The following is a 22,910-nucleotide window of genomic DNA, read 5'->3' on the forward strand; positions in this document are numbered from 1 at the left end:
TTCTAATATCGAACACCGAACCTGGCGCCAGTCCGCCACACCACGAAGTGCCACACAGCGAAGTGAGGAAAGCCCGTGCAGTTCCACCACCACGGTTACGTATCCGGTGACCCGCGAGTCCAGCCAGCCGCCGGCGTCGGCATCGACCGGCCCACCCAGCTTCCCGACGAGGTCGACGTGCTCATTGTGGGCACCGGGCCGGCGGGCGTTGTCACTGCCGCGCAGCTGTCGCAGTTCCCGGGCATCACCACGCGGATTGTGGAGCGCCGCGGCGGGCGGCTCCCCATCGGCCAGGCCGACGGAATCCAGGCCCGCAGTGTCGAGACCTTCCAGGCTTTCGGCTTTGCCGAGCGGATCATCGCCGAGGCGTACCGCATCACCGAGATGGCGTTCTGGAAGCCGGAACCGGCCGACCCGTCCCGGATCGTCCGTGGCGCCCGCGCCGTGGACGACACGACAGGGATCAGCGAGTTCCCGCACCTCATCGTCAACCAGGCCCGCGTGCTGGACTACTTCGCTGAGTTCATGGCGAACTCGCCCACCCGGATGTCGCCGGACTACGGGCTGGAGTTCCGGAGCCTGGAGATCGCCGACGAGGGGGAGTACCCCGTCACCGTCACCCTCGTCCACACGGCCGGTCCTGACGAGGGCCGGGAGCGCATTGTCCGGGCGAAGTACGTCGTCGGCGCGGATGGCGCCAAGAGCAAAGTGCGGGATTCGATCGGCTGCACCCTCGCGGGCGACCAGGCGAACCACGCCTGGGGAGTGATGGACGTCCTTGCGGTCACGGACTTCCCGGACATCCGCACCAAGTGCGCCATCCAGTCGGGAACGGGCGGAAGCATCCTGCTGATCCCGCGCGAAGGCGGTTTCCTCTTCCGGATGTACGTTGATCTGGGCGAGGTCGGCCCGGATGACAAGGGCGCGGTGCGCAGCACCAGCATCGAACAGATCATCGCCCACGCCAACGAGATCCTCCACCCCTATACCCTAGACGTGCGCAATGTTGCCTGGCACAGCGTGTACGAGGTCGCCCACCGTCTCACTGACCGGTTCGACGACGTCCTGCCGGACCAGATCGGCACGCGCACGCCGCATGTGTTCATCACCGGCGACGCATGCCACACGCACAGCGCCAAGGCCGGCCAGGGCATGAACGTCTCCATGCAGGACGGCTTCAACCTGGGCTGGAAGCTCGGGCACGTGCTTGAGGGCCGCAGCCCGGAGAGCCTGCTGTCCACCTACTCGGCCGAGCGCCAGGTCATCGCGAAGAACCTCATCGACTTCGACAAGGAGTGGTCGACGATGATGGCAAAGAAGCCCGAGGAGTTCGACAGCCCCTCGGAGCTCGAGGACTTCTACGTGCGCACCGCCGAGTTCCCGGCCGGGTTCATGACGGAGTACACGCCGTCCATGCTCACCGCCGAGGCCGCCCATCAGGACCTGGCCACCGGTTTTCCCATCGGCAAGCGCTTCAAGTCTGCGCAGGTTGCGCGTGTCTGCGACACCAACCCGATGCACCTGGGCCACCATGCAACGGCGGACGGGCGGTGGCGCATCTACGTTTTCGCCGACGCCGCAGCGGCCGGTGCCCAGTCACCCACCGCGGACTTCGCCGAGTGGATTGCGAACGCGACGGACTCGCCAATCGCTGCAACCCCCAAGGGGGCTGACCGTGACGCGTGGTTCGACGTGAAAGTGATCTACCAGCAGGACCACACGGGCGTCGACATCGGCGCTGTTCCCCCGGCGTTCAAACCGCTGGTGGGGCCCTTCCAGCTCACGGACTACGAGAAGGTCTACGCCACCGATCCAAGTTCGGACATCTTCGAGCTGCGCGGCCTCGACCGCGGCGGTGTTGTCGTGGTGGTACGCCCGGACCAGTACGTGGCGAACGTCCTGCCCCTGTCGGCGACGGCAGAACTCGGCGCGTTCTTCGCGCCGCTCCTGCAGGGAGGCCGCCGGGCCCCCGAGTTCCAGGATCACGCGGGCTAAGCGCCGGGACAGGCACCCGCCCACGCTCGTGTAATTTCGTGGCTCAGCCCGATTCCGCTGCGGAAGACGTCCCATGACACGGCAAAGGTAAAGCGCTACGGGTATACCCGCAGCGCTTTACCTTTTGCGCGTCACCAGCCCGGATCCGCAGCGAAATTACTGCTTGTACGCTGCGTCGAAGGAAGTGTTCGACGCCGGCAAGCCGCACTTTTTGTGCGCGGCGAGGCCCTCAGCTCGTGGCGGCCTGCCCGCTCCGGTAACCGGCGGCGGCATAGACGCCCAAAATGCGCACTTCGGTGGTGAAGAAGTCCAGCTCCTCAAGGGCCAGTCGCACGGGCAGGTCCTCGGGATGGCCTTCGACGTCGGCCATGAACATGGTGGCAGCAAACTCGTTGCCCACCATGTAGCTTTCCAGCCTTGTCATGTTCACGCCGTTCGTGGCAAACCCGCCAAGCGCCTTGAAGAGTGCGGAGGGCACGTTCCGGACTCGGAATAGCAGGCTTGTCACAGCCGCTTCCGGCAATGCTTCCCGGGACAGCAGTTCCTTTTCCGGTGCCAGGACCACGAACCGGGTGGTGTTTGACGGGTCATCCTCCACCCGCGAGGCCAGCACCTCCAAGCCGTAGATCCGGGCCGCGAGCGGGGGAGCGAGGGACAGCTTGGCCGGATCGTTCCACTCCCGCACTTCACGGGCAGAACCGGCGGTATCCCCGGCAATAACAGGCTTCAGGCCGGCATTGCGGATCAACTTGCGGCACTGGCCCAGGGCGTGGATGTGGCTGTGGACCTCAGTGGCACCCTCGATGGTGCTGCCCGGGATGCCCAACAGGTCGAAATGGATCGGAAGAAAGTACTCGCCCACTATCTGCAGACGGGATAGTGGCAGCAGGATGTGGATGTCAGCCACGCGGCCGGCGATCGAGTTCTCAATGGGGATCATGGCCAGCGCAGCTTCGCCGCCGGAAACCAGCTCTAAGGCATCCTCGAAGCTGGCGCACGGGACGCTTTCCAGCTCGGGAAACATCTGTGCGCAGGCAATATTGGAATTGGCGCCGGGCTCACCCTGGTACGCAATTTTCTGGACCATGGTCGGTATGTTTTCATGCCGGGAGCCTAGGTAACCAAACGGCTCGCGTTCAGCGTCACAAGTCGGGGGTTTCGCGACGGTCAGCGCCAGTCAGATGCTGCGACGACGGAGGCCGGGGCACCCCCGGCCTCCGTCGTCGCAGGTTACCCCTGGCCCGTCAGCCGTTGATGACCTGCGGCACGCCCAGAGCCTTGAGTCCTTCGACGCCGAACTCAAGGCCGTAGCCGGACTGCTTGGCGCCGCCGAAAGGGACCCTCGGGTCAACGGCGCCGTGCTTGTTGATCCAGACCGTGCCGGCCTGGATGCGGGCGGCGACTTTGCGGGCCGCAGCCGAATCGGCGGACCAGACTGAGGCGCCGAGTCCCACGTCCAGGGCGTTGGCCATCGTCACTGCTTCGTCCACGGTGTTGTAGCGGATGATGGGCAGTGCGGGACCGAACTGTTCCTCGGCCACCAGGGGATTGTCGTTTTCGATGTCGGCCACCAGGGTGGCGGGGTAGAAGTAGCCGGGCTGGTCCGTGTCTGGGTTTCCGCCGAGAAGTACCTTGGCCCCGGAATCGCGGGCGGCCTCAACCAGCCGGGCCACGATGTCGAACTGCTGCTTGTTCTGGAGCGGGCCGAGCACATTGGCCTCATCCAGTCCTACGCCCATGGGCATCGCGGCGGCGACGGCGGTGAGTTCCTCACAGACTTCATCGTAGATGTCGCTGTGGACATACAAGCGCTTGAGGGCGGCGCAGGTCTGGCCGGTGTTGATGAAGGCGCCCCAAAAGAGCCCCTCGGCGATCGCCTTGGGGTCGGCGTCGGGCAGGACGATGCCGGCGTCGTTGCCGCCGAGCTCCAGGGTGAGCCGTTTGACGGTGTCGGCGGACGACCTGATAATCGCCTTACCTGTGGCGGTGGAACCGGTGAACATCACCTTGCCGATCGCGGGGTGTTCGGCCAGTCGGACGCCGACGTCGCGGCCGCCGGCGACGACCGTGAGCAGGCCTTCGGGAAGCTCCTCGTTGAGGACCTTCGCCAGGGCGAGGACGCTGAGCGGGGTGTGTTCCGAGGGCTTGACCACCACGGCATTGCCCATTCGGAGGGCCGGTGCGATCTGCCAAGTCGTGATCATCATGGGCCAGTTCCAGGGCCCGATCGCCCCGACGACGCCGATGGGCCGGTAGTGCAGTTCGGCGCGGGTTTCGCCGTCGTCCACTACGGTTTCCGGGTCTAGCGGGGTGCTTGCGGCGGTGCGGAGCCAGGCGGCGCAAGCACCGACCTCGAACCGCGCATTGGGGCCGTTCAGAGGTTTGCCCTGCTCGCGGGAGAGCAGGCGGGCGAGCTCCTCGGCCGAGCGTTCGACGGCGTCAGCCGCCCTTAGCAGTACGGCGCTCCGCGCGTCGTGGCCGAGTGCCGCCCACGCGGGTTGGGCAGCAGCGGCCGCGGCAACTGCGCGATCCAGGTCCTCCAGGGTGTGCACTGGCGCGTTGCCGACGATGGCGCCGGTGGCGGGGTCAAGGATCGTCCGGGTTTCGCTGGCATCCGGGGTGATCGAGGCAAGGAGGGCGTCGTACGTTTCCATGGGGTACTCCACTTCGAGTAATTGATGCGCGGGGTTATTGAAGCGCTCGGGTGTTTAGGCGCGGGGCGGTGTGGCACTGGCTGCTTACAGAGCGGCCGTACCGTCATGTCCGACTGTCCTCCGGTGCGGGCGTGCAGTCTTGTCTTTGCGCGAACGGCATTTGACACACTGCGAAGGATCGAGCGGCCTTAATTGCCGTTGCGCTGAGGAACAACAACCGATCGCTGATCGACAAAAGGGTGACGGGCGTCACCTGCGAAGCTGGATTGCGCGGTGCAGGAACCTCCGTACCCCAGACCGCAATTTCCCCGACTCCTGACCGTAAGAAGGATCCGATGAGTATTTCAAAATCCGAGCCCCGGACCGCGGAAGCCAGTCCCCGCGAGGAGCACTCCACAGCGCTGCGCGCCGGCAGCGTCGGCGTCATGGGCATTCTCTTCTTTGTTTTGTCCGCCCAAGCGCCGCTTACCGGAATCGTCGGGGCCTCACCGCTGGCCGCAGCCCTCGGCAACGGTCCCGGAGCGCCCGGGGCGTATCTGGTGGTGGGTATAGTCATCGTGATCTTCGCCGTCGGGTTCGTTGCGATGAGCCGCAAGATCCAGGCGAACGGCGCCTTCTACGCCTATGTGACGGCCGCTTTTGGGCGCAAGACCGGAGCGGGAGCCGCGTGGCTAGCGCTCCTTGCGTACAGCACGGTCCAGGCGGCGATGTACGGGCTGTACGGCGCGGCGTTCTCGGGGCTTCTCGGATCCGCCGGCATCGTGGTTCCCTGGTGGCTGCTGGCCGTCGTCACCATGGCGGGCGTGCAGGTGCTGGGATCTCTCAATATCGAACTGGGGGCCCGGGTCCTGGCGTTGCTCGTGGGCCTGGAGGTCGCCATCCTGATCCTGTTCGGCATCACCGTGCTGTTGCGGGGCGGCGGCCCGGAAGGAATCAGCCTGGCGGCCTCCTTCTCTCCGGAGGCGATCGCCACCGGAGCCCCGGGCGTGGCCATCATGTTCGCTGTCGCCTCCATGTTTGGCTTCGAATCAACGGCAATCTACTCCGCCGAAGCCAAGGATGCCCACCGCACGGTGGCCCGTGCGACGTACCTTTCGGTGGGGGTCATCTCGGTGTTCTTCTCCTTCATTTCGTGGATGCTGGTCAGCTACTACGGCCCCTCGCATGTCATCGATGCCGCGGGGGCGGCCCTCGAATCAGGCGATTCCACCTCCTTCGTACTTACGCCGATGGTGGAGCTGTTCGGGCCCTGGGCCGGAATCGTCACGGGCATCCTGCTCGTGACGTCTCTGCTGGCCGGCATCATCGCCTTCCACAACGGCATCAACCGCTACCTCCATTCACTGGCCCTTCGCGGGTCGATGCCAGGCGCCGTGGCTCGCACCAACCGGCACCGGGCTCCCGCCGTCGCCGGGCGGATCCAGACCGTGATCGCGTTCCTGCTCGTGGCACCGTTCGCCCTGCTGTCCCTGGACCCTGTCCTGACCCTCTTTTCCTGGTTCAGCGGGCTGGCCGTGGCGGCACTCCTCGTCTTGTATATCCTTTGCTCCCTTGCCGTCGTCGCGTATTTCCGGCGCGAAAACGTAGCCGGCCAGGTCTGGCAAACCAAAGTGGCGCCGATACTCGCCACCCTGCTTCTTGGCTGGGTTCTGTCCCTTGTTGTCAGCAACTTCACGGCACTGATTGGCGGCAGTGCCGAAACGGCCGTGGGCCTGCTGATCGCTGTGCCCGTAGTGTTTGCGGCTGGCGTGCTGGTCGAAGTCGGCGTGGAGCGCAGGGCCGCGAGGGAGGCAGTCCCGGCCTAGCGACCGGCCGTAGTCGCTGAGGGGCGGTGCCGGGCTGATCCGGCACCGCCTCCTTTGCGTCGCTGCTGGCCGTGCTGACGGCGGATGTTGCGGATTCCCGGCGCTTGCCGCCAAGCGCGGCGCAGCAGGGCCACTTTGACACTGACACGCCGGGCGAGGGGCCGGGTTGGTGGCTTTCGCAGCCCCAAAGTGACCCCACTCGGCCGCGGCTCAGTGCTGAATCATGAGGTTGGTGGCCTTCGACTGATCGAGCGCCGCGGTTCGTTGGCCATCGGTGGTGAAGGCCTGTAGGTCGACTCAGTGACCAGAGCGCGCTCCGTCGCGGCGTGGCGGTCGGACGGTGGTCCTCGATCACGGGTGATGCGGAATGCCCTGCCGTGAACAGTCAGACAGGCGTTGTGTGGGGCAAGGAAACTTCAGTGGCCGGTGCGGAGCTGGATGGCTCCCGCCCGAAGGTTCTCCCTTTTCGCACGACCAAAGCGTCCCGACGTCATGGCCAGCGTGCAGCTAGGCGCCGCGCCGCCAGTCACTGGGGGATTCGCCGAAGGCATCACGGAAAGAGCGGCTGAAATGGGCCGCATCCACGAAGCCCCAGCGGGCGGCCACGGCCCCTACCGGCATGCCGGCCCGGAGCGGATCTCGCAGTTCGCGGCGCGCTCCTTCCAGCCGCTGGGTTCGGATCCAGCTCGCCACGGTGGTTCCGGATTCATGGAACACGTTGTGCAGGTGGCGGGTGGAGATGAAATGGGCTGCCGCGATGGAAGCTGGCGAGAGGAGCGGATCTGCCAAGCGGGCGTCGATGTACTCGCGGACGGAGGCCGCCAGGAGGGCCTGGGGCTTCATGTGGTCCGGGGACATGTCCAATTCCGAATGCAGCATCGTGGACACGAGATCGAGGGCATTCGTAGCGAGGCGGGACCCGCTGGGGCCGCTCAGGACATCCAGGTTCTCCGCGAGATGGGCGATGAACGGCCCGACGATCGAGGCGAGGCCGCCGTCGGCGGCCATGCGCACGGCCGACAGCTGCGCGATGCAGTCCGGCGGCAAGGACAGCGCGTCCCAGGGAAACATCACCACCATGAGCCGCGCGTCCCCCTCGAAGGCCAGCGTGTAGGGGCGGCTGGTGTCGTAGATGGAGAGGTCGCCCGGATGCAGGACAGCTTCGCGGTTGTCCTGGATGAGCAGCCCGGTGCCCTCCAGCTGGAGATTGAGCTTGAAATAGCGCTGGTTGGACTGCGCAATCAGCGCCGGCGTGCGGTGCACCTCATGGCTCGTGGAGGAGACCTCGACCACGGCCACACGGTCCAGCCTGCGGGCCCGCATGCGGCCGCGGAAGTTGTCCGCATCCCTGCTCGAGGCGGCCAGAGGAACAAACGACTCCGCGACGAGGTGCCGCCAGTGGTCGAAGGATTCAGCCGTGCTGGTCTGGACGTTCTGTCCGGCGGGAGTGAGCGATGGGCGAGTTGCAACCACGGTCATAGAAAAATCCTGACGCCGTCGTATTTCAGGGATGTGTTATGGGACACAGTCCTTTCAGGGTAGCGCCGCAGCCCGCCAATGTCATCTTTTTTCGACAACCGGCGAATAAAGAATTGCGCACGGCCTAGCAGCCCAGCAAGGTCAAAAATCCTTCCAGTTGCTCGTTGAGCCCGAGTTCCACCTGGCCCTCCGGGGCGAGTGCCGCGGCGATCTGCGCGCCGAGGAGGAGGTTGAGCAACTGTCCGGCGAGGGTGGCGTCGTCGACGTCGGTGGTGATGGCGCCGGCCTGCCGCGCCTCGGCAAGGTACTGGCGCATCGCCGCAAGCCACTGCTGCATCGAGTCCTTATGGATGCGGGCCTTTTCCGGATCGTTGATGGCCTTTTGCCAGAACGGAATGACAATCCGGGCCTCGTTGATCCGCTCCTCGTCCAGGGGCAGCACCTCGACGCAAAATGCCCTCAGGGCCGCAAGTCCTGCCAGTCCGGCGGTGACCCCGGCGATGCGATCGTTGGTGCGGTTGAAGACGTGCCCGAATGCGAAGGTCAGCAGGTCATCCTTCGAGGGGAAATACGGCTTGAGGGCCCCGTTCGCAAAGCCGGCCTCGAGCGCGATCTCACGCATGGTGGCACTTTCGATGCCGAGCCGGGCGATGATCCGCCACGTAGCGTCGACGAGTTCAAGCCGCCGCTGGTCGTGGTCGACAATCTTTGGCACCGGACAGCTCCCCAAAATATTTCACGTCGGACTCTTGTGGCACAGCTTACATTTCCGTATTCTCTACAACTATAGAAAATAAAGTTCTGGCCCGCCAGGGTCCCCGAGCGAAGGCCGCCGTAATGACCGTACAAACTGACACCAGCACTCCCTACCGCCTGGCCGCGGGCACCGAAATTACGGAGGTCCAAGGCATCCTGCGCACGGCGGGCCTGCTGGGCGAGACTAAACGCATCGCCTACTTGGGCCTCGTGGAGCGCCCGAGGAACGCGGCGGCGGAAATCGAGGACCGCCGGTTCCGGGTGTTCGTCCACGATGTCTCGGGAGGGCGCCCGTCCGACGTGACCGTCTCCGTTTCCAGCGGCGTTGTAATCTCCGTCGTCGAGCTGGACACCGCAGTGGCCGGCGAGCTTCCTGTCCTAGAGGAGGAGTTCGAGATGGTCGAGGAGCTTCTGGCCACGGATGAGCGGTGGCTAACGGCGCTGGCCAGCCGCGGACTGGACGTCAGCAAGGTCCGTGTTGCCCCGCTGTCCGCCGGTGTGTTCGAGTACCCGGAGGAAAAGGGGCGCCGGATACTGCGTGGCCTGGCCTTCGTTCAGGATTTCCCCAAGGACAGCGCCTGGGCGCACCCCGTGGACGGTCTCGTGGCGTACGTTGACGTCGTCAGCAAGGAGGTCACGCAGGTCCTGGACACCGCCGCCGTCCCGATTCCCGCAGAGCACGGGAACTACACCGATCCGGAGCTGACCGGACCGCTGCGCACCACGCAGAAACCCATCAACATCACCCAGCCTGACGGGCCTAGCTTCACAGTCACCGGCGGCAACCACGTCGAGTGGGAAAAGTGGAGTGTCGACGTCGGATTCGATGTGCGCGAAGGCGTGGTGCTGCACAACCTTGCGTTCCAGGACGGCGACCGTCTGCGGCCCGTCATCAACCGGGCGTCGATCGCCGAAATGGTGGTGCCGTACGGGGATCCATCGCCGATCCGGTCCTGGCAGAACTACTTCGACACCGGTGAATACCTCGTGGGCCAGTACGCCAACTCCCTTGAACTGGGGTGCGACTGCCTCGGCGAAATCACCTACCTCAGCCCTGTCATCAGCGACGCCTTCGGCAACCCCCGCGAGATCCGCAACGGCATCTGCATGCACGAGGAGGACTGGGGGATCTTGGCCAAGCACAGCGATCTCTGGACCGGCATCAGTTATACCCGCCGCAACCGCCGCCTGGTGATCTCGTTCTTCACCACCATCGGAAACTATGACTACGGCTTCTACTGGTACCTCTACCTCGACGGAACCATCGAGTTCGAGGCCAAGGCAACCGGCGTTGTCTTTACGTCCGCCTTCCCGGAGGGCGGGTCGGCCAATATCTCCCAGCTCGCGCCGGGTCTGGGCGCCCCGTTCCACCAGCACCTTTTCAGCGCGCGCCTCGACATGGCAATCGACGGCCTCACCAACCGGGTCGAGGAAGAGGATGTCGTCCGGCAAGCGATGGGCGAAGGCAACGAACGCGGCAACGCTTTTTCCCGGAAGCGCACGCTTATCGCCCGCGAATCCGAGGGGGCGCGCGAGGCCGACGCCCGCAACGGCCGGACCTGGGTCATCTCCAACCCGCAGTCACGGAACCGCCTCGGCGAACCCGTGGCATACAAGCTCCATGCCGAAGGGCAACCCACCCTGCTGGCGGACCCGGAGTCCTCGATCGCCCGGCGCGCCGCTTTCGCCACGAAGGACCTGTGGGTCACCCGGCACGCCGAGGAGGAGCGCTACCCGACGGGCGACTTCGTGAACCAGCATTCGGGCGGGGCGGGGCTGCCGGCTTATGTTGCCCAGGACCGGGACCTGGACGGCCAGGACATCGTGCTTTGGCACACGTTCGGCCTCACGCATTTCCCGCGTCCGGAGGACTGGCCCATCATGCCCGTGGATACGGCAGGCTTCAAGTTGCGGCCGGAGGGTTTCTTTGACCGCAGCCCCGTGCTGGATGTGCCCGCGAGTGCACAGCCGGCCGGCGGCCACTGCCACAGCTAGAACATGTCCGTGACCGCGACAGGGTGTGTGGGCGGCTGGGCCGGCATTGTCCTTCATCCCCGGATCTGCGCAGTTGTGACAGCGGTGTCGTGCTTCGCGCACTTGTGGCTTGTCGCCGGGAACCAGCACGGGACGTGGCTGAACCTGCTCATGCTCGGCATGGTGGCGGTGTGCTTGCCTTGTGCACTGCACATTTGGCGTCGGGGACGGGTGGGCGCCCTTCGGCAGGTCATGGCCTCGGCACTGGTGATGACAGGGGTGCACGCGGTCCTGCTCCTCGGCGTCGGTTCCGGGGCCGGAGGACCGGCGCCCATCCACCATGCTGCCGCCGCTGCCGCCGCTCCTGCCGCAACCGGAGCGGCGGCGTCGGGCACCGGGGCACTCCTTGGGGTCATGGCACTGGAAATGACGACGGCGCTGCTGGCCGCGACGCTACTGGCCCGGCTCCGGGCCCGCGCCAGCGTATGAATCCCGTCAGTCGTTAAACAGCCCGGCCAGGTCCTCCGCGGTGAGCGCTCCGCCGGATAGTGCGTCGCCCTCCATGACGTCGGCGAACAGCTGGGACTTCCGGGCCTTGAGCGCCATGACCTTTTCCTCGATGGTGTCCTTGGCGACGAGCCGGTAGACCATGACGTTGCGGGCCTGCCCGATCCGGTGCGTGCGGTCCACGGCCTGCGCCTCCGAGGCGGGGTTCCACCACGGGTCCAGCAGGAACACGTAGTCCGCCTCGGTCAGGTTCAGGCCGAAGCCGCCGGCCTTGAGGCTGATCAGGAACACCGGGGCGGCGCCGTTCTTGAACTCATTGACGACGTCGGTGCGGTTGCGCGTGCTGCCGTCGAGGTAGCAGAACTCGATGTTCTCCTCGACGAGCCGCTCCCGGACCTTGCCCAGGAAGCCGGTGAACTGGCTGAAAATGAGGGCGCGGTGCCCTTCCGCCACGAGGTCCTCCAGCTGCTCGAAGAGTACATCGAGCTTGCTGGACCGCACCCCGGAGAGCGACGGATCGATCAGCGACGGGTCCAGGCTGAGCTGCCGCAGCAGCGTGAGGGACTGGAAAATGGTGAAGCGGTTCTTGTTGACGTCGTCGATCAGGCCCAGGATCTTCTGGCGTTCACGCTGCAGGTGCGTCTGGTAGACCTTCTGGTGCCGCGGGTTCAGCACGACCTCGAGGATCTGCTCCTGCTTGGGCGGCAGGTCGTGGATGACCTGCTCCTTGGTGCGCCGCATCATCAGCGGACGGACCCGGCGCCGGAGCTTGTCCAGCTGGGCCTTGTCGCCGTTCTTTTCGACCGGCTTCTGGTAGTACTCGGCGAACCGCTTCGGGCTGGAGAAGAGACCCGGCGCCACGATCGAGGTAAGGGCCCAGAACTCCATCAGGTTGTTCTCCAGCGGGGTGCCGGTGATGGCCAGTTTGAACACTGCCGGGAGTTTCCGGGCGCACTGGTAGGCCTTGGACTGGTGGTTCTTGACGAACTGGGCCTCGTCCAGGACCAGGCCGGCCCATTCCTTGGAGGCGTAGGCCTCGTAGTCGATCCGGAACAGGGCGTAGGAGGTGATCACGATGTCCGCCCCCGCCATGGCCGAAACCGGGTCCGAGCCGCTTTTGGCGAAGGTCTCGCTGATCGCGCGCACCGTGAGTCCGGGGGCGAACCGCGCAGTCTCTGCCTCCCAGTTTCCGACGACACTCGTGGGGGCGACCACGAGGAACGGGGCAGCGCCGGGCGCAGCGTCAGAGGCGTCCCCGGGAGCAGCCGCAGCGTCAGTTTCCGTGCCAGCGTCCGCGGCAACAGCGTCGCCGTCGGACGCCGCAGCAGGCATGCCGGCGGCGATTTTCGCGGCGCAGATCAGCGCCAGTGCCTGCACGGTCTTACCCAGGCCCATGTCATCGGCCAGCACGCCGCCGAGTCCGTGGCGGTAGAGGAAACTGAGCCAGTTGAACCCCTCCAGCTGGTACGGGCGCAGCTCGGCGTTGAGCGTCGCCGGCAACGGCAGGCCCTTCACGCCGCCTTCCAGCAGTCCGCCGACCGCCTCGCGCCAGGCTGCGGCCTGCTGGTCCACGATGCCGAGCTGGGCCAGCTCGTCCCAGAGCCCGGCCTGGAAACGGCTGATCTGCAGCGGCGCGTCCTTGTTGTCCTGCAGTTCCCGGGCCTCTTCTATCAGGGCACGGAGCTGGTGCAGTTCGGGCAGGTCCAGGGAGAAGTAGGCCCCGCTGGGGAGCAGCATCTTGGTCTGGCCGGCCGCCAGAGCCGAGAAAACGGCCGCAAAGGACACGGGCTGGCCCTCCAGGGAAATCTGGATGCCCAGGTCGAACCAGTCCCGCTGTTCGGTGGCCTTGGTGGAGATGGACACGACCGGGGCCTCTTCGGCCTCCCGGTAGTCGGCAATGTCGCCGGCGGTATCGACTGCGACGCCGGGGATCTCACGGAGGGCGGGGAGGAGCTCCTCGGTGAAGGCCAGCGTGTCCAGGCCGCTGAGTTCAGCCGATGCCGCCAGCCGCGGCGTGCCCCAGCCGCCCGTGGCGGACTCGCCCAGTGCCGCCACCACGTCCCAGGGCTGCCCCACGGCTTCGAGCAGCCGGGCCTCGGCGGGGTCGTCCCGGTAGCCGTGGTCGCCGGGGTGGCGCCACAGCGGCTGGGCCGTGACGAGGGTGCCGGACTTGTAGTGCCATTCCCAGTGCAGCCGGACCCGGTGGTCCGCGCCATAGTTCGCCAGCAGCGACAGGGTGGGAACGGCCAGCTGGGGCAGTTCCACGGACTCATCGGAGGCCGTCACCCGGGCGCTCTGCTTGAGTTTGGGGTAGAAGCCGGTCAGGAAGCGGCTCTCGTCCCGGGCCGGAATGTGCAGCGTGGTTCCGGCCGTGACGAAGGTCAGCAGCTCCTCGCTGAGCCCCGGTTCCAGCGGGGCGAGCGTGATGATGGTGTCCGTCGCTGCGACACCGGGCAGGGCATCGGGCCCGGAGGTCAGAAAGATCCCGTGGGCGGGGCGCCCGATGGTCCCGACGGACGCAGGATCGACGACTTCGCCCTCTACCGTGATGGTGGGGGCAAGGGACAGCCCGCCGTCGTTCGCGCCGCCGGCAGCCGGCGCAACGGCGCCGGCGTCGTCCCCGGCCGGAACCGGCGCGTGGCCGAACCGGGTCAGGTTGAGCCCGACGTCGGCCGGCTGCTCCACGAGCCGCACGGGCTCCGAGCCCCGGCTGTGGACCAGGGCGACGCCGACCTTCCGGGCCTGCGACAGCAGGCTCCACAAGTTCTTGCCGGCATAGGTGTTCAGGCCCAGCCACAGGCCGGTCCCCGCATGCTGGCGGTTGGCCTGTGCGGTGTGTGAGGCGAGGAACTCCTGCATCCACTCGACGTGGGCCTCGTTGCATTCGCGCCGGTAGCTCAGGTAGCTCAGGGTGTTCCAGGAGACATCGCCGCGGATCCACTTGCCTTTGGCGCCCATGATCACGGGACGCGCCTTGAGCTGGCGGACGCTGCGCAGCGGATCCCGGCGGCCGGTGTAGGAGAAATGCGGGGCGGGTTCTTCGATCTCGAACTGGAGTGCCAGCGGGATGCCGTTGGTGGACTGCGTGATTCCCGGCCGGGCGATCAGCGGGCTGAGCGCCTGTTCCCAGTCAGCCACCTCAAGCACCGGCGCCTGCCGGGACAGCCTGGAATCGGCGGGGGCCAGCAACTGGACCCGGATCGCGGGGTTGTCCTCGGCGGCGAACAACAGTGCCGCCACGTGCTTGCAGTCCTTCCGGACCGGGCAGCTGCAGACGCCCACGGTGCAGCTCCAGCCGCCCGCCTTGCGGACCAGCTTCGCCGTCGTCGAATACGGCACATCGGAGCCGCCCCGCACCTTGCCGAGCATGAGCCCGGTGGCAGCGTCGAAGGAAATCCCGGAAACACGGCTCCCCATGGCGTAGGCAAGTCCGGCCGCGAGGGAGCGGTCGTTGATCGCGGGTGTCTGTATTGCCAGTGCCGCACTCTCGTCCGGATGGGATGGCATGTGCGCACTACTTTCAGCAGTTGGTCATCTGATCCATCTTATCGAGCCTGGCGGGACTCCCCTTACCCGGCCCTGCCCATGTGGATAACCGGGCTGCGGAAGGCGCCGGCCCGGGACACCCAAACTTCGCCGGACGTTCAGCTCCGGCTCAGCCGCGGGCCCCGCGGTGCCACGTACCGTGAAAGGGTCCGGAGTGCCACCCGCCTTCAGCAGTGAGGATTTTCCATGAGCAACGGCCTTTCCACCGCCCTACCCGCCACCCTTCCCGCCACGAATTACGCGCCGGTCCTGCCGCGGGAGAGCATCAACGGCAGCAACGCGGACGTCGTGGACGCCAACGTGGACGTGGTCAACACCATGTACGCGGAGTTGCTCGACGTCGACGAAATCGCGCCCACCGCCCTGCGCAGCTACTACGTTGACTTCTACGTGACGCAGTCGCTGGGCGGAGGGTTCGCCCAGTACGTTTTCACCGCGCCGGACCGCGAGGACATCGACGCCTACATCAGGGCCGGGCTCGAAGGGATGGGGGCCACGGCGCACCTGGACCTCTTCAACCGCACCGCCGCTGCCTTCGATTTGCTTTCCGAGGAGGAAGCCGACGCCTACCTGGACGGGGACGCGGATCTGGACGACGGCGCCGACGCGGGCGTTCCGGACGCTGTCCGTCAGCTGGAGGAGCTCGACGGCGAGTTCGAAACCCTGCTGGAGACCGAAGACATCATCGCGCTCAACGCCGCCTGGCTGCGGGGCCAGCCGGACCTGCTGGTCCTGGACGAGGAGGAACTCGACCGCCATGTGGCCGAGCGGGTGTCCCGGATCCCCAACCTGGCCGAACGCCAGGCCGAGGCCGCCGAAGATGAACTCCTGGACAGCCCGGAATTCGAGATGATCATCCGCGAGCTCTGCGACGTGGCCGGCCACACGCTCCTGAAGATCACCATGGGGGACCCCAACTATGACCACGACGGCCAGACCACCCTGGCGTGGCATTTCACCACGGACCAGGGCGAGTTCCTCATGCTGGACGACGAACGCGAAGCGGTCATGATCCACCCGGACACGAAGGAGATTCTGGCCGCCGTCGAATTCGAGCTCGAAGACGACTAAGTCTCAAGTTAGGCCGCTGCCGCCGTAGCAGCTGGCCGCGGCGGCAGCTAGGCCCGTGCTTGTTGCTACCCGGCGGCGGTGATCATCTCACCTGAGGGTGCCACGAGGTACCAGACGCTGCCGACCCCCTGGCCCAGGATGTCCCCGGCGGCCAGATCCTTGGCGTAGTAGTACACGGGCATCCCGTTGACGGTCAGTTGCTTCGTGCCATCGGGGGTGTCAATCGTGCCCACGGTGCCGGTGACGCCGTCGACCGTTGGTGTATCGGCGGCGGCGAGGACCGGAGGCCACGCCGCGAGGCAGCCGCCGGTGCAGGCGCTGGTCCCCGAGTCCTTCACGTCCTTCGTGTAGAAGTAGACGCTCATCCCCTTGCCGTCGACCACGATGGTGCCCGCGGTTGACTCCGCGACCTTGAGGTCCGGCGTGGCGACGGCGGGTGTGGAGACGGCCGGGGCCGACGCCGGAGCCGAAGTCGCCGGGGCACTGCCGGGCGCCGTCGTCGCGGCTGCCGGCGGCGTGGAGGTGCCGGTCCCGCTGGTGCCAGCGCAGCCGGAGAGCAGGGCTGCGAGGGCGAAAGCGGACAAGCCAATGCTGAGGTGCCTTTTCATCTGCTGCTCCTTGACTCGAACCGGCCAACTGGGCAGGCCGGCGCTACCCGGTATGACGCCGCTGGCGGAAGAATGGTTCACAGCAGATCCCGCACGGGCGCCCGGAATCCTCACGCGTGAACCGTTCCGGCGGTCCGCACGTCATAGGGTCAAAGCGCAGGACCGCACGCAGGACCGCGCAGGACTGCGCAGGACTGCGCGAGCCAGGGAGGACGGGTATGTCGCTGGACGAAGACGTGGTGGCGGCGATCTACCGCGACCACGGGCCGGCGCTCAGGCGTTTTGTCCTCAGCGCCTGCCGGGATCCGCAGCTGGCGGACGACGTCGTGCAGGAGACCGTGCTGCGGGTCTGGCAGCAGGCACCCCAGATCACCGGCAGCCTGCGCAGCTACCTGTTCAGGACAGCCCGCAACATCATGATCGACAACTACCGCAAGGCCCAGCGCCGGCCCCGCGAAACGGCGGACCGGGATCTGGCGGACCCGGCCGGCGGCGAGGAACGCGTCGACGAACTCCTCAACCGGGTACTGATGGAAGAGGCGCTGCTGCGGCTCAGCGCGGAGCACCGGGAGGTTCTTGTCGCCCTCCACTACCGCCGCTACACCGTCAAGGAGGCATCGGTCAGTCTGAATATCCCGAGCGGAACGGTGAAGTCCCGGGCGTTCTACGCCGTGCGCGCCCTCCGGACGATCCTTGATGAGATGGGGGTGCAGCGGTGAACGGCACGGAACTGCACCAGCTGCTCGGCGCCTACCTGCTGGGCGGGCTGGCGCCGGAGGAGGCCGCCGCCTTTGAGCAGCATCTGGGCGGTTGCGCGGACTGCCGGCAGGAACTGGACGAACTGGCCAGCCTCCCGGCGCTGCTGGACGCGCTCCCGGTGCCCGACGCCGTCGCCCTCGGCGCCCCCACGGCCGCCGCCGGGAGGGAGCCGGCGCCCTCGGTCCCGGCGCTGTCAGTCCCCGCTCCGGCCGCGGTGCCGCGGCGGATGCTGGACGAATTGTCCGCGCGGCGCCGGACAGCACGACGCCGCTGGACGGCGGCGCTCGCTGCGGTCGCCGCCGCGTGCCTCACGCTCGGAATCCTGGCCGCGCCGCTGGTCAACCAGCCGCCCAAACCGGACGCCAGCTATTCCGTCCAGGCCAGCGGCGGCCTGCAGATCACGGTGGGCATGGTCAAGAAAACATGGGGCACCGAGCTTGCCGTCGAGGGCCGGAGCCTGCCGGTGGACGGCACGTTCTCGCTGTGGGTGAAGGACAACGATGGCGGCGAAGACCGCGCCTGCGCCTGGACCGCAACGCCCAGCGGAAGGGTCCGGATCACCGGAGCCACACCCCTGCAGCTCACCAACATCTCCAGCGTCGAGATGCGGAACGGGCAGCAGCAGACCATGGCGGTCATCGCTGTGCCCCGGGGGTAACCGGGGAGGCGCCAGCCCTGCATCAAGCGGTGCCCCCCGGGGGGTAACTTCGGAGGCCCGCGCGCAGAATGTCGGACCCCGCTGCTCTACTGATGGTGGGGGAGCGGCCGTCTTCCCCAGCACCTGCGGCCACCGTCCGCGCCGGCGATTGGGGATTCGTTATGGAACAGTCTTATGTAGTTGTCACCTCGGGGACAGAACTCGCGTTGCGGCTGATGGCGGCGGGACGGACCAGACCGGCGGCGGTTGTCTCATGGCATCCGGGGCAGCAGGACAACCGGATCGACGTGGAACATATCTTTCGAAAGATTGGGGATCTGGCCGAGGTCTACTGGCTGGAAAACGGTCCGGAAAGCTATGCCTTCGGCGACAGCCTGCCGTACGGGGCGCACGTGTTCGGCAATGCGGCGCGTGTCTACTCGGAGGATCGTCGCTGGATGACCGACGTGCACCGCAGCCCGCTGCGGATGGCCCGCGACCGCCGGACGGCTGCCCGCGCGGCCGAGGACATCATCGAGGACGTGCTGGGACTGATCACCGTCGTCCCGTCGAAGGCTGCGCCGGTCCGCTCTCTGCCCCGGCGCGTCCGGGGTACCGTGAAGGCCTTCGCCAGCGCTGGCTCCCGGGCGATCATCGAACTGGGCGACGGCAGTTGCTGCACCATCCAGCGCGAGCGCGTGGTCCCGCCGGTCCGCCTCGACTGGATGCTCGACCTCGGCCAGTCCGTGGAAGGCGACCTCAACGACGAGGACAGGACGCTGGACATCAACGCCCTGAAGACCGCACCCCGGCTGGCGGAGCTTTACCGGTCCGGAGACCTCGTCCTCGCCCTGGCCGAGCAGGTCAGCGCCAAGGGCGCGAGACTCACCCTCTACCCGGGAGTGAGCTGGACCGTTGACCAGGCCCGGGTCTCCGCCAACCCCCTCGACACCGTGGACAGCCTCGTCACGGAAGGCGAAGTGGTGGTGGCGCGGTTCCTGCGGGAAAGCGGGGCCGTGGCCTTGTCATTGCTCGACGTCGACGATGACGCTGGCGTCGTGGAGGCGCCCGCGCTCCTGACGGGCGGTACCCCCTGGCTCCGGCCCGGACGGCACCTCACCGAGCAGCCCACCTCGGGCCGGACGTTCGCCGCCGAAGCCGCGGGCGCCCCCGGGGCGCGAACCGAAGACGCGGCACACGGGACTTCCGGCGCGGCAGCCGGCCGGTCTCCAATGCCGTCGGCTGCGCTGATGAGCACCCAACTCCAGCTCGAAGCCGAGCGGAGGATAGTCGCGGCCCTGCAGGAACTGGTCGCCGCTGCCAGCACGGCCGGGGCGGGACTCGTCAGCCTCCAGCTGAAGCAGGACACCCTCCGGGCGGAACTCGCGGCGGAACGACAGATCGCCGAGTCGGCGCGGGCGGCTCTGGAGGACGCGGAGGTCCGTCTCTCCCGGCGGCAGGAAGAACTCCTCGACCTCCGGGCCTACAAGCGCCGGACGCAGCCGGCGCTCAAACGCGCCATGGCCAGCGGTTCGGAGGGACTCTTCGCGACGGCCGCAGAACGCATGCGGCACGATGTGTACCTCGCCTGGGCCAAGAACGTGTCGGCGGTTGACAAGGCACGGCACGTGCTGCCCCCGGACTGGACAGTCGGCCCGGAGTTTGCGGCGACCCTCTACGGCTTCACCGAACCCGGAGTTGTGGCGAAGGCGCTGAAGGCCATTGTGGAGGTCCTGACCGGGATGGCCGAGCGGAACGCGGCGCGGGAAGTCCATGCGCTGCGGTCGACCCCGGGCGGAGACACTGCCCCGCTGGTGCGCGCGGACGGGGCCAGGTGCTACCGCGCGGCGATCGAGCAGAAGGTGGCATCGGCCCGGCGGCTGCACTTCTGGCGTCTGCCGGACGGAACGATTGAGCTGTCCCGGGTAGTGGTCCATGACGACTTCAAGCCCTGATCCACGCGGCAGGGCGGCGGTCACATCATGAAGCGGAGTGACGGACCGCCGTCGTAATTTCCGGTGTCGTGTGAAGCCATGTTGCGCTCCGCGTCCGCAGGTTTCGGCTGGTGTGTTGGGAACCGGAAGCAACGGTGCTTGATGGGGGGAAAGCCTCGAAAGGAAATTGCCATGACGGATCATTCAGACCTGAGCCCGCGCGGGGCAGGCAAGTTCACGGTGAACATGCTGGCGCAGGAACATCAGCATCTGGCCGCCCAGTTCGCCCGGTCGGGAACCGAAAAATTTGCCGGAGTCGACAACTCTCCGTCGCCGCTGGGCAACCCTGTGCTGCCCGAGGCCCTGGCAACTACTCCGGCGTTCGGCTCCGCGCGGACTGCTTTCCGGCGCCGCCTGACCACGGCAGGCACTCCGTCTGACCACGGCAGGCACGCTGCCTGCCGTGGTCAGATGGCGCCCGGCTAAGCCGGCAGCGAAGCCAGGTCGTTCGTCGGCTTCACCGTTGCTGCGGCCGACAGGTCGCTGAAGGCACCGCGATAGCGTGTTGCGGGGTGGGTCGGCTCAAGCTTCGGGCCACGGCCGAAGACCTTCTCCCGCAGCGTGCCCGGCGCGTACTCCGTCTGGGCCAGGCCGCGGCGCTGCAACTCGGGCAGTACGCCCTGGATGAAGTCCGTGTAGGACCCCGGAATGATCTGGTTGATGATGTTCACACCATCGATCCCGGCATCCTGCCAGCGTTCCAGTTCGTCCACGATCTGATCCGGGGTGCCGGCGATCTGCTGGGCCTTGGCGCGGTAGCGCGCCAGGTCACCGATGGTCGGCTTGCCGCCGGGAACGGACGCAATGGCCGCCTGAAGAACACCCTGGGCACCCTCGGTCTCGATCTCGCCCAGCGGGGTATCGAGCGGGAGGCCGCCCAAATCGACGCCGATCCCGCCGCCGATATGCGCGATGATCGTGTCGAGATCCAGGTACTCGTCGTATTCGGCCTGTTTGCGGGCGACCTCTGCCTCGGTGCTGCCGATCACGAAGGACAGTCCGCCGAAGATCTTGACGTCGCCGGCGGCCCGGCCTGCCGCGGACTCGAGGGCCCGGATCGAGGCAGTTTGCTTCTTGACGTAGTCAACGTTGGGCGCAAAGAGGAAGGTTGCCTCCGCGTTCTCCGCGGCGAATTTCTTGCCGCGGGCGGAGCTCCCCGCCTGGAACAGGAACGGGGTGCGCTGCGGGCTTGGCGCGACCAGGTGCGGGCCGTCAATGGAGTAACGGGTCCCGCGGTGGTTGATCTTGTGGACCTTCGCCGGGTCCGCATGGATGCCGCGGACCTTGTCGGCCAGCAGTGCGTCGTCGTCCCAGGAACCCTCCCAGAGCTTGTAGGCAGCCTCGGTGTATTCCTCGGCCCAGTCGTACCGGTCGTCGTGCGGAGTGAGCCCGGCGTTGCCGAAGTTCCGGTGGGCGTTCTCCAACACACTGGTAACGATGTTCCAGGCGACACGGCCATTGGAAATATGGTCCAGGGTCGACAGCTGGCGGGCCAGCTGGAACGGATCCGACTGGATCACCGAGCTCGTCATGGCGAGGCCAATATCTTTGGTCACTGCGGCCAGTGCGGAGCAGAGCACCAGCGGATCGTTCGAGGGGACCTGAAGCCCCCGCTCGACCAGCGAGGCCCAGCCGCCTTCGTGGTCACCGTACAGCCCCACGACGTCGGCGAAGAACATCGCATCGAATTTTGCCTCCTCCAGCTCGCGGGCCAGATCGACCCACAGCTGCAGCTCGTTGAAGCGGTGCTGCTGCGCCTCCGGATGCCGCCACTGACCGCCCAGGATGTGGGTGGTTGTGTTCATCACGAAAGCGCTCAGGAGCAGCCGGGGACGTTCGTCAAAGGTCCCCATCAGGAATCGCTCCCCTGGCTGGGCGTGGTTGCGGGGACCGCGTCGCCGATGCTGTGGAGGCCCGTGGGGATGGTTCCGTTGATGTGATAGTCGCCGACGGACCGCGCCTTGAACACCACCGGGTTGTGGGTGGCTACCGTCCGGGCGTTGCGCCAGTGCCGGTCCAGCCCCTTGCCGCGGCTGGTCGACGAAGCGCCGGTGACATCGAACAGCTCATTCGCCGCGGCCAGAACCAGGCCGGGGACCGTCACATGGGCCTGCTGCACCCCCAGCTCGGCCCGGACGAAGGCCGCCTCCCCATCAAGTCCGAGAGAAGGGTCGACGGCGGCATCCAGATCGCGTGCGGCTGCCACAACGATGGACTGCGCGGCGTAGACGCCGGCGGCGATCTGGCCCACGCGTTCCTGAATCAGCGGATCGTCCCTGAACAGTGAACCTGACCCGGTATTGAAGGTACGGGTGCGCTCGCGGACCAGCTTGCTGGCGTCGCGAAGCGCCGCGTGGCCGATTCCGACGAGCACGGTCAGCAGTGCGAGCTGGAAGAAAGCCGGTTCCAGCGTGCTGGTGACCCTGCGCTGGATGATGTCCCCGGCGTCGACCTCCACGTCATCAAAGATGGCAGTTCCGGTGCCGGTGAGCGGCTGCCCGAACCCGTCCCAGTCGTCGAGGATCGTGACTTTGGGGTCGTTCACGCGGACCAGCGCGTACTGGCGGCCCTCAAGGCCCTCCGTGCTCGCCATGACCACGACCCAGTCGGCGAAGATGCTGCCGGTTGTGTAGTATTTTTCGCCCTTGAGCAGCCAGCGGCCGTCCTCCTCGCGGAGCTTGGTCTGGGTGGTGCCCAGCGCGTTGCCGGAGCGTTCCGTGGCAGCGTTGCCGAAGATCTCCCCGGCGAGGACGCGGGGGAACCAGCGGTTGCGGAATTCGACGGGCTGCAGCGCAATCGTTTCCACGAACGAGAAGTGTGACCGCAGCAGGTGTGAAACGTTGGAGTCCGCGGCGGCGAGTTCGATCAGCAGCCGGCTCAGGTGCTCATAGCTGACGGGGTCGCCGCCGTGCCCGGCGGGGACGCGAAGGGTCGTGAATCCGCTTTCCTTCAGCCAGGCGACGGGCTCGAACGGCAGGACGTGGTTGGACTCGCGTTCCAGGGCACCCTCTGCAATCCGCGCGAAGACATCCTGGAAGCGGGCGGACAACGCCGCGTAGCGGGCCTCTCCGCTGAGTTCTCTTACTTCTGTCGAGACAGTCATCATGTTCCTAACGTTGAAGGGG

At 66.8% G+C, this 22,910-nt stretch carries 17 protein-coding genes; 9 read left to right on the forward strand and 8 right to left on the reverse strand.

From position 1 onward, the window contains the following. Positions 1-75 precede the first annotated feature (75 nt). Positions 76-1,995, forward strand: a complete 1,920-nt coding sequence (locus AC50X9_RS00395) for an FAD-binding monooxygenase (protein ID WP_494888925.1) — start codon at positions 76-78, stop codon at positions 1,993-1,995. Positions 1,996-2,224: 229 nt separating this feature from the next. Here the strand turns inward: AC50X9_RS00395 and AC50X9_RS00400 are convergent, their stop codons facing one another. Together AC50X9_RS00400 and AC50X9_RS00405 are read right to left on the reverse strand one after the other, a co-directional pair. Then, positions 2,225-3,082: a prephenate dehydratase gene (locus AC50X9_RS00400; RefSeq protein WP_494888927.1), complete on the reverse strand. Its 858-nt coding sequence runs from the start codon at positions 3,080-3,082 to the stop codon at positions 2,225-2,227. A gap of 157 nt (positions 3,083-3,239) precedes the next feature. Next, positions 3,240-4,649: an aldehyde dehydrogenase family protein gene (locus AC50X9_RS00405; RefSeq protein ID WP_494888929.1), complete on the reverse strand. Its 1,410-nt coding sequence runs from the start codon at positions 4,647-4,649 to the stop codon at positions 3,240-3,242. 335 nt (positions 4,650-4,984) lie between these two features. On the opposite strand from AC50X9_RS00405, the gene AC50X9_RS00410 reads away from it, so the two are divergent. After that, entirely contained in the window at positions 4,985-6,454 is a 1,470-nt protein-coding gene (locus tag AC50X9_RS00410; RefSeq protein ID WP_494888931.1) for an APC family permease, read from the forward strand. Between the two features lie 507 nt (positions 6,455-6,961). Here the strand turns inward: AC50X9_RS00410 and AC50X9_RS00415 are convergent. Both AC50X9_RS00415 and AC50X9_RS00420 read right to left on the reverse strand, forming a co-directional pair. Next, positions 6,962-7,933 (reverse strand): AraC-like ligand-binding domain-containing protein, encoded by a 972-nt coding sequence (locus tag AC50X9_RS00415; protein ID WP_494888933.1) that lies wholly within the window; start codon positions 7,931-7,933, stop codon positions 6,962-6,964. Between the two features lie 124 nt (positions 7,934-8,057). Beyond that, positions 8,058-8,648, reverse strand: coding sequence for a TetR/AcrR family transcriptional regulator (locus AC50X9_RS00420; RefSeq protein WP_494888935.1), 591 nt, complete (start codon positions 8,646-8,648; stop codon positions 8,058-8,060). Between the two features lie 122 nt (positions 8,649-8,770). Here AC50X9_RS00420 and AC50X9_RS00425 point away from each other — a divergent pair, with 122 nt between their 5' ends. Beyond that, the gene (locus tag AC50X9_RS00425) at positions 8,771-10,684 is read left to right on the forward strand and encodes a primary-amine oxidase (RefSeq protein WP_494888937.1); all 1,914 of its coding nucleotides are present in this window, start codon (positions 8,771-8,773) and stop codon (positions 10,682-10,684) included. A 3-nt stretch (positions 10,685-10,687) separates the two neighbouring features. Further along, positions 10,688-11,152: a hypothetical protein gene (locus AC50X9_RS00430; protein WP_494888939.1), complete on the forward strand. Its 465-nt coding sequence runs from the start codon at positions 10,688-10,690 to the stop codon at positions 11,150-11,152. A 6-nt stretch (positions 11,153-11,158) separates the two neighbouring features. Here AC50X9_RS00430 and AC50X9_RS00435 read toward each other — a convergent pair whose 3' ends face one another. Then, positions 11,159-14,677 carry a DEAD/DEAH box helicase gene (locus AC50X9_RS00435; RefSeq protein WP_494888941.1) on the reverse strand — a complete coding sequence of 1,173 codons (3,519 nt, stop codon included), beginning with the start codon at positions 14,675-14,677 and terminating at the stop codon, positions 11,159-11,161. Positions 14,678-14,902: 225 nt separating this feature from the next. On the opposite strand from AC50X9_RS00435, the gene AC50X9_RS00440 reads away from it, so the two are divergent. Next, positions 14,903-15,787, forward strand: coding sequence for a DMP19 family protein (locus AC50X9_RS00440; RefSeq protein WP_494888943.1), 885 nt, complete (start codon positions 14,903-14,905; stop codon positions 15,785-15,787). Between the two features lie 65 nt (positions 15,788-15,852). Here AC50X9_RS00440 and AC50X9_RS00445 read toward each other — a convergent pair whose 3' ends face one another. Then, the gene (locus tag AC50X9_RS00445) at positions 15,853-16,395 is read right to left on the reverse strand and encodes a COG4315 family predicted lipoprotein (protein ID WP_494888945.1); all 543 of its coding nucleotides are present in this window, start codon (positions 16,393-16,395) and stop codon (positions 15,853-15,855) included. Between the two features lie 218 nt (positions 16,396-16,613). On the opposite strand from AC50X9_RS00445, the gene AC50X9_RS00450 reads away from it, so the two are divergent. The 4 genes from AC50X9_RS00450 (at position 16,614) to AC50X9_RS00465 (ending at position 20,211) form a co-directional block, all read left to right on the forward strand. Next, positions 16,614-17,114 carry a sigma-70 family RNA polymerase sigma factor gene (locus tag AC50X9_RS00450; protein WP_494888951.1) on the forward strand — a complete coding sequence of 167 codons (501 nt, stop codon included), beginning with the start codon at positions 16,614-16,616 and terminating at the stop codon, positions 17,112-17,114. Further along, positions 17,111-17,812, forward strand: coding sequence for an anti-sigma factor family protein (locus tag AC50X9_RS00455; protein WP_494888955.1), 702 nt, complete (start codon positions 17,111-17,113; stop codon positions 17,810-17,812). Before AC50X9_RS00450 ends, AC50X9_RS00455 begins: the two co-directional genes overlap by 4 nt. Positions 17,813-17,973: 161 nt before the next feature. Next, positions 17,974-19,746: a hypothetical protein gene (locus AC50X9_RS00460; RefSeq protein ID WP_494888957.1), complete on the forward strand. Its 1,773-nt coding sequence runs from the start codon at positions 17,974-17,976 to the stop codon at positions 19,744-19,746. A gap of 171 nt (positions 19,747-19,917) precedes the next feature. Further along, complete coding sequence (locus AC50X9_RS00465; protein ID WP_494888959.1) at positions 19,918-20,211, forward strand: flavin reductase; 294 nt, start codon at positions 19,918-19,920, stop codon at positions 20,209-20,211. Here the strand turns inward: AC50X9_RS00465 and AC50X9_RS00470 are convergent. Together AC50X9_RS00470 and AC50X9_RS00475 are read right to left on the reverse strand one after the other, a co-directional pair. Then, a complete protein-coding gene (locus tag AC50X9_RS00470; RefSeq protein WP_494888961.1) occupies positions 20,208-21,638 on the reverse strand; it encodes an LLM class flavin-dependent oxidoreductase in 1,431 nt (476 codons plus the stop codon). The two genes, AC50X9_RS00465 and AC50X9_RS00470, sit on opposite strands and share 4 nt — an antisense overlap. Then, positions 21,638-22,888, reverse strand: a complete 1,251-nt coding sequence (locus tag AC50X9_RS00475) for an acyl-CoA dehydrogenase family protein (RefSeq protein WP_494888963.1) — start codon at positions 22,886-22,888, stop codon at positions 21,638-21,640. Before AC50X9_RS00475 ends, AC50X9_RS00470 begins: the two co-directional genes overlap by 1 nt. Between the last annotated feature and the right edge of the window lie 22 nt (positions 22,889-22,910).

This window comes from Pseudarthrobacter sp. HLT1-3, from assembly GCF_059383535.1.